Source organism: Azospirillum brasilense (assembly GCF_001315015.1).
Lineage (GTDB): Bacteria > Pseudomonadota > Alphaproteobacteria > Azospirillales > Azospirillaceae > Azospirillum > Azospirillum brasilense.
This window is the reverse complement of the sequence record NZ_CP012914.1, coordinates 1,693,480-1,706,535: the sequence shown is the minus strand read 5'-3', so window position 1 is coordinate 1,706,535 and position 13,056 is coordinate 1,693,480. Positions and strand designations below refer to the sequence as shown.

Annotated in this window: 11 protein-coding genes; 8 read left to right on the top strand and 3 right to left on the bottom strand. The window is 66.3% G+C overall.

Translation table 11 applies throughout. The features are described from left to right. Positions 1-18 precede the first annotated feature (18 nt). Positions 19-1,443 carry an FAD-dependent oxidoreductase gene (locus tag AMK58_RS07880; RefSeq protein ID WP_059398789.1) on the top strand — a complete coding sequence of 475 codons (1,425 nt, stop codon included), beginning with the start codon at positions 19-21 and terminating at the stop codon, positions 1,441-1,443. 12 nt (positions 1,444-1,455) lie between these two features. On the opposite strand, the gene AMK58_RS07875 is transcribed toward AMK58_RS07880, so the two are convergent. The 3 genes from AMK58_RS07875 to AMK58_RS07865 all read right to left on the bottom strand — a co-directional run bounded on the left by AMK58_RS07875 (position 1,456) and on the right by AMK58_RS07865 (position 5,282). Next, entirely contained in the window at positions 1,456-2,796 is a 1,341-nt protein-coding gene (locus tag AMK58_RS07875; RefSeq protein WP_035673963.1) for a ferredoxin reductase family protein, read from the bottom strand. A gap of 144 nt (positions 2,797-2,940) precedes the next feature. Further along, positions 2,941-3,966, bottom strand: a complete 1,026-nt coding sequence (locus AMK58_RS07870) for a hypothetical protein (protein ID WP_035673878.1) — start codon at positions 3,964-3,966, stop codon at positions 2,941-2,943. 35 nt (positions 3,967-4,001) lie between these two features. Then, entirely contained in the window at positions 4,002-5,282 is a 1,281-nt protein-coding gene (locus tag AMK58_RS07865; protein ID WP_035673876.1) for an NAD(P)/FAD-dependent oxidoreductase, read from the bottom strand. Positions 5,283-5,447: 165 nt separating this feature from the next. Between AMK58_RS07865 and AMK58_RS07860 the strand changes: the two genes are divergently transcribed. The 7 genes from AMK58_RS07860 to AMK58_RS07830 all read left to right on the top strand — a co-directional run bounded on the left by AMK58_RS07860 (position 5,448) and on the right by AMK58_RS07830 (position 12,950). Beyond that, positions 5,448-6,791, top strand: coding sequence for a glutamine synthetase family protein (locus tag AMK58_RS07860; protein WP_035673873.1), 1,344 nt, complete (start codon positions 5,448-5,450; stop codon positions 6,789-6,791). Between the two features lie 219 nt (positions 6,792-7,010). Continuing rightward, a complete protein-coding gene (locus AMK58_RS07855; RefSeq protein ID WP_035673871.1) occupies positions 7,011-8,111 on the top strand; it encodes an extracellular solute-binding protein in 1,101 nt (366 codons plus the stop codon). A gap of 100 nt (positions 8,112-8,211) precedes the next feature. Then, positions 8,212-9,363: an ABC transporter ATP-binding protein gene (locus AMK58_RS07850; RefSeq protein ID WP_059398788.1), complete on the top strand. Its 1,152-nt coding sequence runs from the start codon at positions 8,212-8,214 to the stop codon at positions 9,361-9,363. Further along, positions 9,360-10,283, top strand: a complete 924-nt coding sequence (locus AMK58_RS07845; RefSeq protein ID WP_035673867.1) for an ABC transporter permease subunit — start codon at positions 9,360-9,362, stop codon at positions 10,281-10,283. The genes AMK58_RS07850 and AMK58_RS07845 overlap by 4 nt, the downstream gene beginning before the upstream one ends. Next, positions 10,280-11,113 carry an ABC transporter permease subunit gene (locus tag AMK58_RS07840; protein WP_014240466.1) on the top strand — a complete coding sequence of 278 codons (834 nt, stop codon included), beginning with the start codon at positions 10,280-10,282 and terminating at the stop codon, positions 11,111-11,113. Before AMK58_RS07845 ends, AMK58_RS07840 begins: the two co-directional genes overlap by 4 nt. A gap of 403 nt (positions 11,114-11,516) precedes the next feature. After that, the gene (locus AMK58_RS07835) at positions 11,517-12,533 is read left to right on the top strand and encodes an agmatine deiminase family protein (RefSeq protein ID WP_035673863.1); all 1,017 of its coding nucleotides are present in this window, start codon (positions 11,517-11,519) and stop codon (positions 12,531-12,533) included. Positions 12,534-12,719: 186 nt separating this feature from the next. Beyond that, a complete protein-coding gene (locus tag AMK58_RS07830) occupies positions 12,720-12,950 on the top strand; it encodes a hypothetical protein (RefSeq protein ID WP_236778074.1) in 231 nt (76 codons plus the stop codon). Positions 12,951-13,056 lie beyond the last annotated feature (106 nt).

Here is a 13,056-nt window from a genome sequence, read left to right as displayed (position 1 = left end):
TGACGAAAGGAGCCTGTCTTGCCCGTTCTGCCCTGTCCTCCGAACCCTGAATCGGTCACCCTGCCGCCGCGCCGCGCCATGAAGGTGGCGCGCTGCCACGTCCTCGTCGTCGGCGGCGGACCGGCCGGCATGGGGGCGGCCATCGGTGCGGCCCAGTCGGGGGCCGAGACCATCCTGGTGGAGCGTTACGGCTTCCTCGGCGGCAACGCCACGGCGGCGCTCGTCATGCCCTGGATGAGCTTCTACACCCAGCGCGGCTCGGTGGCGGTGGTGGACAACACCCGCCTGATGCCGCAGGACCACGGCCCCGGCGAGCCGGTGGTGGGCGGGGCGCTGGCCGTCTTTCTGGGGCGTCTCTACACCAACCAGGGGGCCGTTCCGCCCTCGCCGGACACCGGCTTCACCGTTCCCTTCGACCCGGAGGTGCTGAAGGTCACCGCGCAGCAAATTCTCGACGAGGCCGGGGTGAAGGTGCTGCTGCACGCCTTCGCCTCCACCGTCCTCGGCGAGCCTGGGAAGCCCGGCGCGGTGGTCTTCGAGACGAAGTCCGGCCCGGTGGTGATCGAGGCCGACGTGATCGTCGATTGCACCGGGGACGGCGACATCGCGGCGCTGGCCGGCTGCGACTACGAGGTCGGGCGGGAGGAGGACGGGCTGACCCAGCCCATGACGCTGATGTTCCGCATGGTCGCCTTCGACCACGACGCCTTCAACGGCTATGTGCGGGAGCATCCGACGCAATGGCGCGGCGTGCATGGGCTGTGGGACCTCGTGTCGAAGGCCACCGCCAACGGCGATCTCGATCTGGCGCGCGAGGACATCCTGTTCTTCGCCACCACCCACCCCGGGGAGATCGCCTTGAACTGCACGCGGGTCACCGGCGCGCTGGGAACCAACGTCTTCGACCTGACCCGCGCGGAATGGGAGAGCCATCGGCAGGCCGCGCAGATCGCCAATTTCCTGCGCAAATACGCCCCTGGATTCGCCAACGCCTACACCTGCCAGACCGGCACCGGCGTCGGCATCCGCGAGACGCGGCGCATCGTCGGCGACTACGCCATGACCGCGGACGACGTGCTGGGCGCGGCGAAGTTCAAGGACGCCATCGCGCGCGGCACCTACCCGGTGGACATCCACAGCCCGACCGGCCGCGGCACGGTTCTGAAGCGCGTGCCCTCCGGCGAATGGTACGAGGTGCCGATGCGCGCCCTGTTGCCCAAGGGCATGGAAAAGCTGCTGGTGGCGGGCCGCTGCATCTCCGGCAGCCATGAGGCCCATTCCTCCTACCGGGTCACGCCCACCTGCATGGCGACGGGGCAGGCCGCCGGCGTGTGCGCCTCGATGGCGGCGCGGCGCGGCGAACGCACCCGCGACATCCCGGTCGGGGCCATCCAGCGCGAACTGCTGCGCCAGGGTGCCCTGCTGCGCGAGCCGGAGGCGTAAGGTTTTTTAAGGTCAGCGCATTGCGAAGAGTTCCTGGTGGAAGCGCTGGTCCACCGGCAGGCCGTGGGCCGCGAAGTCGTGCCGCAGCGCCTGCCCAAAGCCGACCGGCCCGCAGAACCAGACGCTGGCGTCGCGCCATTCCGGCACCAGCGCACGGATGCGCTCGCCGTCCAGGCGGCCGTCGCGGCCGTCGATCAGGACATGGAGGCGAACCCCCGCCGCCGCAGCGTCGGCGGTGAGCTTCGCGATCGCGTCCCCGTCATACTCGCTGGTGGTGTGGAAGAAATCGATGGTTTGCCGTGGCCCTTTGGCGCTTGCCGCCAGGAACTTCATGCGGGCGATGAAGGGCGTGACGCCGATCCCGCCGCCCACCCAGATCTGGTGCGGGCAGGAGTCGTCGAAGGTGAAGCAGCCGTAGGGACCTTCGACCGTCACCGCCTGGCCAACCGCCAGCCGTTCCCGCAGCCGCCGGGTGTGGTCGCCCAGTTCCTTGACCACGAAGGTGATCTTGCGCTCGGCGTCGTTCCAGGCCGAGGCGATGGTGTAGGGATGGGCACCCTCCGCCCTGTCCGAGGTGGCGAAGGCGAACTGGCCCGCCTTGTGGCCCGGCCAGCCCTGCGGAACGTCAATCGCCACCTCCAGCGTGCGCACGCCTGGAAAGTAATGGAGGGCGTTGATTGTGCCGGGAACCCGCCGGTCGGCGGCGATCCGGCCGAGAAGCACGACGATAGCGGCCCAGGCGCTGGCGGCGAGCAGCGGCGCCATCACCCAGCCGATGGGCGAACTCCAGTAGGCGAAGTCGGTCAGCACGACGGCGTGGAAAACCAGCACGAGATAGGCGATCGTCAGCAGGCGGTGCGTCTTGAAGAACAGCCGGTAGGGGAGGCGCTTGAACAGTGCCAGGGCAATCAGCAGCACGGCCGCATAGAAGGCCCATTCGCCGAGCCATTCGGCGGTGCCGCGCAGGCTGCGGAGCGACTGTTCGAGGGAGCTGTCGGGAATCGCCCGCGGTCCCCGCTGCGGTCGGGCCAGCCATCCCCAGCCCACCGCCCATTTCGGCCCCTGGGCCCACAGCCAATGGACGACCGCCGCGACAAGGCCGGCGATGCCCAGCCATTTGTGCAGGCGGTACATCTTGTCGAGACCGCCGAACCACGCCTCCGGCCAGCGCGGCCGCAACGCCAGGATCATCGCCACGGCCATGCAGCCGATGGCAATGATTCCGCTGTATTGAACCAATTGGGCGCGAAGGCTGAAGAAACCATCCGCCAGAAACACGCCGGGTTCGGCGGCGATCCATAAAATCGTGAGAAGGGCTAAAATTCCCCATAAAGACAGCTTGATTGCTCTCATGGCGACATCCTCCGTGTCGGCCACCGTCAAGGTGTGGATGGAGGGATGTTTGGTGAGCGCCTTTCCGGTGACAAGCCGATTTCGATCATCGCAGCCATTCGAATCTTCGGCCACGGCAACGGCGGGGGAGGGCGGAGAATTCGGTTACTTGCGAATCCAGACTTTGGTTTCCATGAAGCGGTTGGCGAGGAAACGGTAGGTCTGCTTTTGCAACTGTTCGATGGCGGTGGACTTCTCTACCGGTGTGGTGTCCCAGGCCTGGAGGATGTCCTCCCACTCCAGAAGCCGGGCGCGCAGGTCGTCGCGGATCTTGCGGATGAAGGTCACGGTGGTGTCGAAGGACTTCAGCGCGCCGAAGATCTCGCCGGTCTGGGCATCCGCCTGTTCGAAGATGGCGTCATAATCCTTCAGCGGCTTGCCCAGCAGGCCCTGCATGCGCGCGACCTCGTTGCACAGGGTGCGATCGGTCCGGTAGATCTGGGTCAGCCGGGTCAGCTTGCCGCTGATGGCGCGGATCGCGTTGAAGCGGTCGCGCAACGCCTCGATGTAGGACAGCTCCTGGGTCAGGTCCTCGATGCGGTCGGTCAGGTATTGCTCATAGTTGTCCTTCAGGCCGAGCTTCGCCGCGATGTCCTTGAAGGCGGCCTTGACACGCTGCTTGGTCTGCGGGTCCTCGACGATCTGTTCCAGCTCGTCGGCCTTCACCACGATCATCTCAGTCCCGGAGATCGAGGAGACGAGCTGGACGGTCAGGCGCCCGCGCGCGATGGTCCGGTGCTTCTCCTCCACCGACCAGGAGGCCCGGCCGTCCAGCAGCTCGCCGGGAATCTGCTCGCCGGGGCGGATCTGCTTCACATACGCCAAGCCCTTTTCCACCACATCCAGCAGCTTGGCGTCGCGGCTGTCCTCCTTGATGTCGAAGGACTCCATCAGCGTGTTGAAGGGCAGGGCGGCCTTCAGATCGCCCAGAAGGATGTGCAGCACCGGCTGCTTGGACGAGGGGTCGATGCAGAAGAAGGCCCCGGACAGGCTGAAGACCTTGTGCTCGAAATCGAAGTGCGTGTCCCGCATCGGCGCAGCCGGAGAGGAATCGGGCGGCGCCGCGACGGCTGGCGCCGCCGTGGCATCGGCATCCGTGCTTCCGGTTTCGGGATCGGTAACGTCGGACATGGGCGGGGACCGGAAGCGGGAATGGGACGGGCAGGTTACAGCAGATCGCGCAGCCGGAACCAGAGCATCGCGAGGACAAGGGCGGGTGTGCGGAATCGCCGCCCGCCGGGGAAGGGCAGGTGGGGCACCCTGGCGAACACGTCGAACCGCTCCGCCGCGCCGCGGATCGCCTCCGCCATGACCCGACCGGCCATGCCGGCCAGCGCCACCCCGTGGCCCGAATAGCCGTGGGCGAAATAAGTGGTCGGCGTCAGCCGCCCGACCTGCGGCATGCGGTTCATGGTGATGGCGACATGGCCGCCCCAGAAGTGATCGACCGCGGCGCCGCGGAGCTGCGGGAAGACCGCCAGCATCTTGGACCGCATGGCGATCTTCAGCCCCGGCGCGTCCAGGCCGGAATAGCTGACGCCGCCGCCGAACAGCAGCCGGTGGTCGGCGGAGCGGCGGAAGTAGTTGAGCACGAAGTTCATGTCGCTGACCGCCAGATTGGTCGGCAGCAGGGACGTCGCAGTGGCCTCGCCCAGCGGCTCGGTGGCGATCATGTAGGTGGCGACGGGCATCACCACAGCCGACAGGCGCGGCGCCAGCGCCCCCAGATAGGCGTTCCCGGCCAGCACGAGGAAACGCGCTGTCACCCGGCCCTTCGCCGTGCTGGCAAAGGGACGATCCCCGGTGCCGATAGCGGCGACGCGGCTGTCCTCGAAGATGCGCACGCCGGCCCGCGCGGCGGCATCGGCGAGGCCCAGCGCGTAGTTCAGCGGGTGCAGGTGCCCGCTTCCGTCGTCGGCCAGCCCGCCGACATAGGCGTCGCTGCCCACCACCGCCCGCATGGCCTCGCGGTCGAGCGCGCGGACCTTGTCGTAGCCGTAGCGGTCGCGCATCTCGCGCTCCATCGCCGCCACGTCGTCCATGTGGCGCGGCTTCACCGCCGCGTGGGCGAAGCCCCAGGTGAGGTCGCAGGGAATGGCGTGCTTCGCCACCCGTTCCGCCAGCAATGCCTTCGACTCCTCGCCGAGGTCCCACAGGCGCCGGGCGTCCTCCGCCCCGACCCAGCGCTCGATGGTGCTCATCGACTTGTTGTAGCCGGTGATGATCTGCCCGCCGTTGCGGCCCGAAGCCCCCCAGCCGACGCGGTTGGCTTCCAGCAGAACCACGTCGTAGCCTTGCTCGGCCAGTTCCAGCGCGGTCATCAGCCCGGTGTAGCCGCCACCGACCACGCAGACGTCGCAGGACAGCGAGTCCTCCAGCACCGGGTGCTGCGGGTATGGAGTCGCGGTGTCGGCGTACCACGAGCGGATGTGGGATGATGTCGGCATGACCGCCGAGTTAGGGGAGGGACCCCCGCCCCGTCAATGATTCCAGCGGTCATATGGGCAGGATCTTTGTTCCCCTCTGGCGCGAGGTGGGGGTGCGGGATCATAGTAAGGCGGTCGTTCACAGCAGGGAGGGGCTGCCCACCGTCCGGTGCGGTCCATACGTTCATGGGTTTCATGGAAGACTTCATCAAGAAGAACCGCATCACCGAAGTGGAATGCCTCGTGCCCGACATGTCGGGCATCGCGCGCGGCAAGATCGTGCCCGCCGAGAAGTTCCTGCGCATCCTGCGCGACCGCGGTCTGCGGCTGCCCGAGGCGATCTTCGTCCAGACCGTCACCGGGGAGTACCCGGAGGACGACGCGGTCACCTCGGACGAGAATTCCGACATCTACATGATCCCGGACGAGCGGACGATCCGCTTCGTCCCCTGGTACGAGGAGCCGACCGCCCAGGTCATCACCGACTGCGTCTACGCCGACGGCAGCCCGGTGAACTTCTCGCCCCGCCATGTGCTGAAGCGGGTGCTGTCGCTCTATGAGGAGCGCGGCTGGAAGCCGATGGTGGCGCCGGAGCTGGAATTCTTCCTCGTCCAGGTCAACAAGGACCCCGATTATCCGCTGGTGCCGCCGGTCGGCCGCAACGGGCGGGTGGAGAGCGGGAGGCAGGCCTTCGGCATCGACGCGGTGAACGAGTTCGATCCGATCTTCGAGATGGTCTACGACTTCTGCGAAGCGCAGGACATCGACATCGACACCCTGACCCACGAGGCCGGGGCGGCGCAGATCGAGATCAACTTCAACCACGGCGACGCGCTGGAACTGGCCGACCAGGCCTTCCTGTTCAAGCGGACGGCGCGCGAGGCGGCGCTGCGCCATCAGGTCTACGCGACCTTCATGGCCAAGCCGATGCAGAACGAGCCGGGCAGCGCCATGCACATCCACCAGTCGGTGGTCGATGCGGATTCCGGGCGCAACCTGTTCTCCGACGCCAACGGGGCGGACACCCCGCTGTTCATGTCCCACATCGCCGGACTTCAGAAGTATCTGCCCTACGCGATGCCGCTTCTGGCGCCGAACGTGAACTCCTACCGCCGGCTGGTGCCGAACTCCGACGCGCCGATCAACGTGCATTGGGGCCGCGACAACCGCACCACCGGCCTGCGCGTTCCCGTCTCGCCCGCCGATTCGCGCCGGGTGGAGAACCGGGTGGCCGGCGCCGACGCGAATCCGTACCTCGCCATCGCCGCGTCGCTGGCCTGCGGCTATCTCGGCATGGCCCAGGGGCTGGAGCCGACCGACCCGGTGAAGGGGTCCGCCTACCGGCTGGCCTTCACCCTGCCGCGCCACCAGGGCGACGCGCTTCAGAAGTTCAACGCCTGCAAGCCCCTGAAGGAGGTGCTGGGCGAAAAATTCCTGGACGCGGTGACCTGCGTGAAGGAGGCGGAGTACGAAGCCTATCACCGCGTGATCAGCTCCTGGGAGCGCGAGAATCTTCTGCTGAACGTTTGAGCATATTTCCGCCCCCTTCCGCCGCCGCCGCGGAAGGGGGCGTTTCCGTTCCGCAAAACCCGCAAAACCACCCGCAAACCGTTGACAACGAACCCCCCCGTGGGTGCAATAGCGCTCGCGCCGGGGACGCCGTGCGATGCGCGCCGCCCCCCACGTCGAATGGAAAAAAGTCGACCAGTCACGAACTGACGAACGATCCAGAATTCGGGGGCTTTCTGCATGAAACGTTTCGCTCTCAGCGTCATCGGCGCCGTCGCGGCGATCGCCATCGCCGGCCCGGCGCTGGCCCAGGCCAAGAAGCCGGTCAACATCTACATCTGGAACGACTATCTGGGCGAATCGACGCTGGCGGACTTCACCAAGGCCACCGGCTACGACACCAAGGTGGACCTGTACGACAGCCTGGAACTGCTGGAGCAGAAGGTGCTGGTCGGCAAGTCGGGCTACGACGTGATCGTCCCCACCGCCGAGCCGACCCTGTCGCGCATGATCCAGGCGAAGGTCGTGGCGCCGCTCGACAAGGCGAAGATCCCGAATCTGAAGAACGTCGACCCGAAGGTTCTCAAGCTCCTCGAGAACTCGGACCCCAGCAACAAGTTCGCCGTGCCCTATCTGGGCGGCACGGTCGGCATCGCCATCATCCCGGAGAAGATCAAGGCCGTCGCCCCCGACGTCCCGCTCGACAGCTGGGACCTGATCTTCAAGCCGGAGGTGGCGAAGAAGGTCGCGGCCTGCGGCATCACCGTGATGGATTCGGCCATCGACGTGATCCCGTCGGTGCTGAACTACCTCGGCCTTGATCCGAACTCCGAGAAGAAGGAGGATCTGGACAAGGTCGAGAAGACGCTGCTGGCGGTCCGCCCCTACATCAAGCAGTTCGTCACCGGCCAGAACATCAACATCCTGGCGGGCGGCGACGCCTGCGTCGTCATGGCCTACAACGGCGACGCCATCCAGGGTGCCGCCCGCGCCGAGGAAGCCAAGAACGGCGTGAAGGTCGAATACATCACGCCGAAGGAAGGCGTGCAGGTGTGGTGGGACACGCTGGCCATCCCGGCGGACGCGCCGAACAAGGAGGGCGCGCACGCCTACATCAACTTCATCCTGGACCCGGCGAACACCGCCGCGATCTCCAACACGGTCAGCTACGCCAACGCCGTTCCGGCCTCGCTGGCCTCGGTCGACGAAGCGGTGAAGACCAACCCCGCCGTTTTCCTGCCGGAGAACAGCACCGTCAAGCTGTTCGCCCTGAAGTCGATCAAGCAGGCCACCGACCGGGCCCGCACCCGCGTCTGGACCAAGGTGAAGACCGGCAAGTAAGCGCGCCGCGCAAGCCGGCATGAACGACACGCGCCCCGGTCGCTCCCTGTCGGGAACGGCCGGGGCGTTCCCTTGAGAAGAGGACGCCGAGAGGAGCCGCATGGCCGTCCAGCCGATCCGCAAGCCCACGCGCCTGGAGCCCTGGCAGGACCCGGGACAGAAGCCCTATGTGCGAATCGAGAAGGTGACCAAGACCTTCGGCGATTTCGTCGCCGTGGACGAAGTCAGCCTGTCGATCTACCGGGGGGAGTTCTTTGCCCTGTTGGGCGGCTCCGGGTCCGGAAAGACCACTTTGCTGCGCATGTTGGCCGGGTTCGAGACGCCGACCGAGGGCAAGATCTTCATCGACGGCGTCGATATGGCCGGCATTCCGCCATACGAGCGGCCGGTCAACATGATGTTCCAGTCCTACGCCCTGTTCCCGCACATGTCGGTGGAGCAGAACGTCGCCTTCGGCCTGAAGCAGGACGGCGTCGCCAAGGCGGAGATCAAGGAGCGGGTGGGGGCGATCCTCGATCTCGTCCAGCTCGGCCAGTTCGGCAAGCGCAAGCCGCACCAGCTCTCCGGCGGCCAGCGGCAACGCGTGGCGCTGGCCCGCTCGCTGGTCAAGCGGCCCAAGCTGCTTCTGCTGGACGAGCCGCTGGGCGCGCTGGACAAGCGGCTGCGCGAGCGGACCCAGTTCGAGCTGGTCAACATACAGGAGAAGCTGGGCGTCACCTTCATCGTGGTCACCCACGATCAGGAGGAAGCGATGACTATGTCCTCGCGGATCGCCGTCATGAATCACGGCGTCATCGCCCAGACCGGCACGCCGACCGAGATCTACGAATACCCGCAATCCCGCTTCGTCGCCGAGTTTATCGGCTCGGTGAACATGTTCGAGGGCAGGGTGGTGGAGGATCAGGCCGACCATGTGCTGATCCGCTCCGAGGACGCCGGCTGCGACCTCTACATCAACCACGCGGTGGCGGTCCCCGCCGGCGCCACGGTGGGCGTCGCCGTCCGCCCTGAGAAGATCGCGCTGAGCAAGGAGCCGCCGGCCAACACCGATGGGCGCAACGTCACCAGCGGGATCGTGCGCGAGATCGCCTATCTTGGCGACGTGTCGATCTATCTGGTCGAGCTGAAGACGGGCAAGACGGTGCGCGTCACGGCGCCCAACGTGGTGCGGCGCACCGAGATGCCCATCACCTGGGACGACGAGGTGTATTTGAGCTGGCGTCCCTTCGCCGGGGTGGTGCTGACGCAATGATCGATCTTCTGCGCCGGATCGGCCTGTGGGGGCGGGGGGTGGTGGTCGCCATCCCCTACCTGTGGCTTCTGCTGTTCTTCCTGGTGCCCTTCCTGATCGTGTTCGGCATCAGCCTGTCGGAGGCGATGCTGGCGCAGCCGCCCTACGCGCCGCTGATCGACTGGCTGGTGGACGAGGACGCGGGCACGACCAAACTCCAGATCCTGCTGAACCTGTCCAACTATCTGCGGCTGGGCGGGGACGATCTCTACATCCTGGCCTATCTGAATTCGGTGAAGATCGCGCTGGTCACCACCGTCTGCTGCCTGCTGCTCGGCTACCCCATGGCCTACGCCATCGCCAGGGCGGAGCCGTCCAAGCGCGGGCCGCTGATGATGCTGGTCATCCTGCCCTTCTGGACCAGCTTCCTGATCCGTATCTACGCCTGGATCGGCATCCTGAAGGCCAACGGTGTGGTGGACAACCTGCTGCAATGGACCGGCCTGACGACCGAGCCGTTCGAACTGCTCTACTCGGACTGGGCCGTCTACATCGGCATGACCTACTGCTATCTGCCCTTCATGGTGCTGCCGCTCTACGCGACGCTGGAGAAGCTGGACCCGACGCTGCTGGAGGCGGCGGCGGACCTCGGCTGCCGGCCCTGGAAGGCATTCCTGACGGTGACTCTGCCGCTGTCGCTGCCGGGCATCATCGCCGGATCGCTTCTGGTCTTCATCCCCTCGGTCGGCGAGTTCGTGACTCCGGAACTGTTGGGCGGTCCGGACACGCTGATGATCGGCCGCGTGCTGTGGAACGAGTTCTTCGCCAACCGCGACTGGCCGGTTGCCTCGGCGGTGGCCATCGCGCTTCTGCTGTTCCTGGTGGTGCCGATCATGGTCTTCCAGCATGTCCAGGGGCGTCAGACGGAGGCCGGGCGATGAAGCAGATGGGAAAACTGGCCTGGGCGCTGTGGTTCGGCTACGCCTTCCTCTATGTGCCGATCGCCCTGCTGATCTTCTACTCCTTCAACGAGTCGCGGCTGGTCACGGTGTGGGGCGGCTTCTCGACCAAATGGTACGCGGAGCTTCTGCAGAACGACCAGCTTCTCGGGGCGGCGTGGCTGTCGCTCAAGGTGGCGGCGATGTCGGCGACCGCGTCGGTGGTGCTCGGCACCGTCGCCGGTCTGGCGCTGGCCCGCTTCGGGCGGTTCCGCGGGCGGACGCTGTTCGGCGGCATGATCACCGCGCCGCTGGTCATGCCGGAGGTCATCACCGGCCTGTCGCTTCTGCTGCTGTTCGTGGCGCTGGAGCAGGCGATCGGCTGGCCGGACGGCCGCGGCATGACGACGATCACCATCGCCCACACCACCTTCACCATGGCCTATGTGGCGGTCATCATCCAGTCGCGCCTCGTCAGCCTGGACGAGAGCTTGGAAGAGGCCGCGATGGACCTCGGCGCCCGCCCGGCCAAGGTCTTCTTCGTCATCACGCTGCCGATCATCGCGCCGGCCATCGTGTCGGGTTGGCTGCTCGCCTTCACCCTGTCGCTCGACGACGTGGTGGTCGCCAGCTTTGTGTCGGGTCCGGGCTCCACCACGCTGCCGATGGTCATCTTCTCCAGCGTGAAGTTCGGCATCAGCCCGCAGATCAACGCGCTGGCGACGCTGATGATGGTGGTGGTCGCCACCGGTATCTTCATCGCCAGTCTGGTGATGGCGCGGCAGGACCGGCAGAGGAAGCGGGACGAGCAGATGGCGGTGCAGGGGGGCTGACAAGGCCCCCCCGTTACCCCCAAATATCGCCTCATAGGCGCTATGCCGTTCGGCCGCAGGCGGCGGGGGTGGCCGTTTGCCGTTGCATTTGCTATTGTGTGGGCATCTGCAACAGCGAATGAGGCCGTATCGTGCGTGCGCTCTTATGGTTCCCGATGCTTCGTCTTGGTTTTTCGATGCCTTTTTCGGCGCCCAAGCGCCGTTATTCGGACCGTCCGCCCTCCCGCCGCTGAGCGGTCGAGCGCGCCGCCCTTCCGGGCATTCCGATGGGCCCTTTGGTGGCCGTTGCCAAATCCTCCGCTCCGTGGTTAGGGTGAGCGTGGGTCACGGGTGACGCCGTGACGACCCGCTCCGGCCATGCACAAGAGCCGGGCCATTCAGGGATTTGGCAGGAGATTCAAAGATGACGACACCGGCGGCGGAAGGCTTCACCATGCCGGGCGAATGGGAACGGCACACCCGCTGCTGGATGGCGTGGCCGTGCCGGCCCGAGACGTGGCCCGAGGGGGCCTTCGACGCCGCCGCTGCCGCCTACACCGACGTCGCCCGCGCCATCAGCCGGTTCGAGCCGGTGACCATGGTCTGCGATCCCGCCGACGTCGCCGACGCTTCCCTGGCCTGCGGGCCGGGCGTTGAGATCCTGCCTCTGCCCATCAGCGACTCTTGGATTCGCGACACCGGACCCAGCTTCGTCACCGACGGGAAAGGGCTGCTGGCCGGTGTCCATTGGCGTTTCAACGCCTGGGGCGGCAACTATCCGGACAGCGCCAAGGACCAGCAGGTCGGGCGCCTGATGCTCGAACATCTCGGCCTGCGCCGCTTCGAAGCGCCATTGGTCATGGAGGGCGGCTCTTTCCATGTGGACGGGGAGGGCACGCTGCTGACGACTGAGCAGTGCCTGCTGAATCCCAACCGCAACCCGAATCTCGGCAAGGTGGAAATCGAGGCGCTTCTGAAGGAGCATCTCGGCATCTCCAGCGTGATCTGGCTGGGTGAGGGCTATCAGGACGACGAGACGGACGGCCACATCGACGAGATCGCCCTGTTCGTGAAGCCCGGCGTCGTCATGGCGATCACCACCGACGATCCCGGCGACGCCAATTTCAAAGCGTTCCAGGACAATCTGGACCGGTTGAAGTGCGCCCGCGACGCCCAGGGGCGGGAACTGGAGGTCATCCCGGTCCGCCAGCCGGCGCGACGCGATGAGAACGGCGTGCGGCTGACCCTGTCCTACACGAATCTCTACATCGCCAATGGCGGCGTCGTCATGCCGGCCTTCGAGGATTCGGCGGACGACGAGGCTTTCCGCATCGTGCGCCGAGCCTTTCCGGACCGCGAGGTTGTTCAGGTTCCGGCGCTGGACATCGTGCGCGGCGGCGGCGGCATCCACTGCATCACCCAACAGCAGCCGGCGCTCTGATCCGGCACCTTCGTTGGTTTGCAGAAAGGCGAGGGCACTTGCAGCCTTCGCTTTTTAATCGATCACTGCGTCGATTCGGATCTTGAATCGGCGGGTGCGCGGGCGCATGTTCTTAACATGCAGTTAAACCCGCTCAATATGCCTCCGTTGGCAAAGCCTCAGCCGCCGATCACACCGGCGATGCAGATGGCCATGTCTCCGGCGGTTCAGGCGGCGCAGCAGACCACCCCCACCGTTCGCACCCAGACGGTCCAGGCGACCCAGGCGGTCGGCAAGATGGACCAGACACGGGATACCCGCAACGCGACCCAGTCGGGGCAGGCGGTGGACCCGCAGACGGCGGCCGTTCAGGCACGGACCAACGGCACCGGCTACGGCGCCAAGCAGCGCGGCACGCTCCTCGACGTCAGCGTCTGAGGCGTTTTTACGCGTCCTTTCCTGCTGTTCAATCTGCAGGCTCTCCTCCATTATCTTATGCAAAGCCGAGGCGGTTTTTCGCGTTGCCGAAGGCTGTTTCCAGGAA

What these genes read in the sequence shown, in the direction of transcription:
- AMK58_RS07875 (WP_035673963.1), bottom strand. Translation starts at nt 2,796, where the DNA reads ATGAGAGCAATCAAGCTGTCTTTATGGGGAATTTTAGCCCTTCTCACG.
- AMK58_RS07870 (WP_035673878.1), bottom strand. Translation starts at nt 3,966, where the DNA reads ATGTCCGACGTTACCGATCCCGAAACCGGAAGCACGGATGCCGATGCC.
- AMK58_RS07865 (WP_035673876.1), bottom strand. Translation starts at nt 5,282, where the DNA reads ATGCCGACATCATCCCACATCCGCTCGTGGTACGCCGACACCGCGACT.
- AMK58_RS07860 (WP_035673873.1), top strand. Translation starts at nt 5,448, where the DNA reads ATGGGTTTCATGGAAGACTTCATCAAGAAGAACCGCATCACCGAAGTG.
- AMK58_RS07855 (WP_035673871.1), top strand. Translation starts at nt 7,011, where the DNA reads ATGAAACGTTTCGCTCTCAGCGTCATCGGCGCCGTCGCGGCGATCGCC.
- AMK58_RS07850 (WP_059398788.1), top strand. Translation starts at nt 8,212, where the DNA reads ATGGCCGTCCAGCCGATCCGCAAGCCCACGCGCCTGGAGCCCTGGCAG.
- AMK58_RS07845 (WP_035673867.1), top strand. Translation starts at nt 9,360, where the DNA reads ATGATCGATCTTCTGCGCCGGATCGGCCTGTGGGGGCGGGGGGTGGTG.
- AMK58_RS07840 (WP_014240466.1), top strand. Translation starts at nt 10,280, where the DNA reads ATGAAGCAGATGGGAAAACTGGCCTGGGCGCTGTGGTTCGGCTACGCC.
- AMK58_RS07835 (WP_035673863.1), top strand. Translation starts at nt 11,517, where the DNA reads ATGACGACACCGGCGGCGGAAGGCTTCACCATGCCGGGCGAATGGGAA.
- AMK58_RS07830 (WP_236778074.1), top strand. Translation starts at nt 12,720, where the DNA reads ATGGCCATGTCTCCGGCGGTTCAGGCGGCGCAGCAGACCACCCCCACC.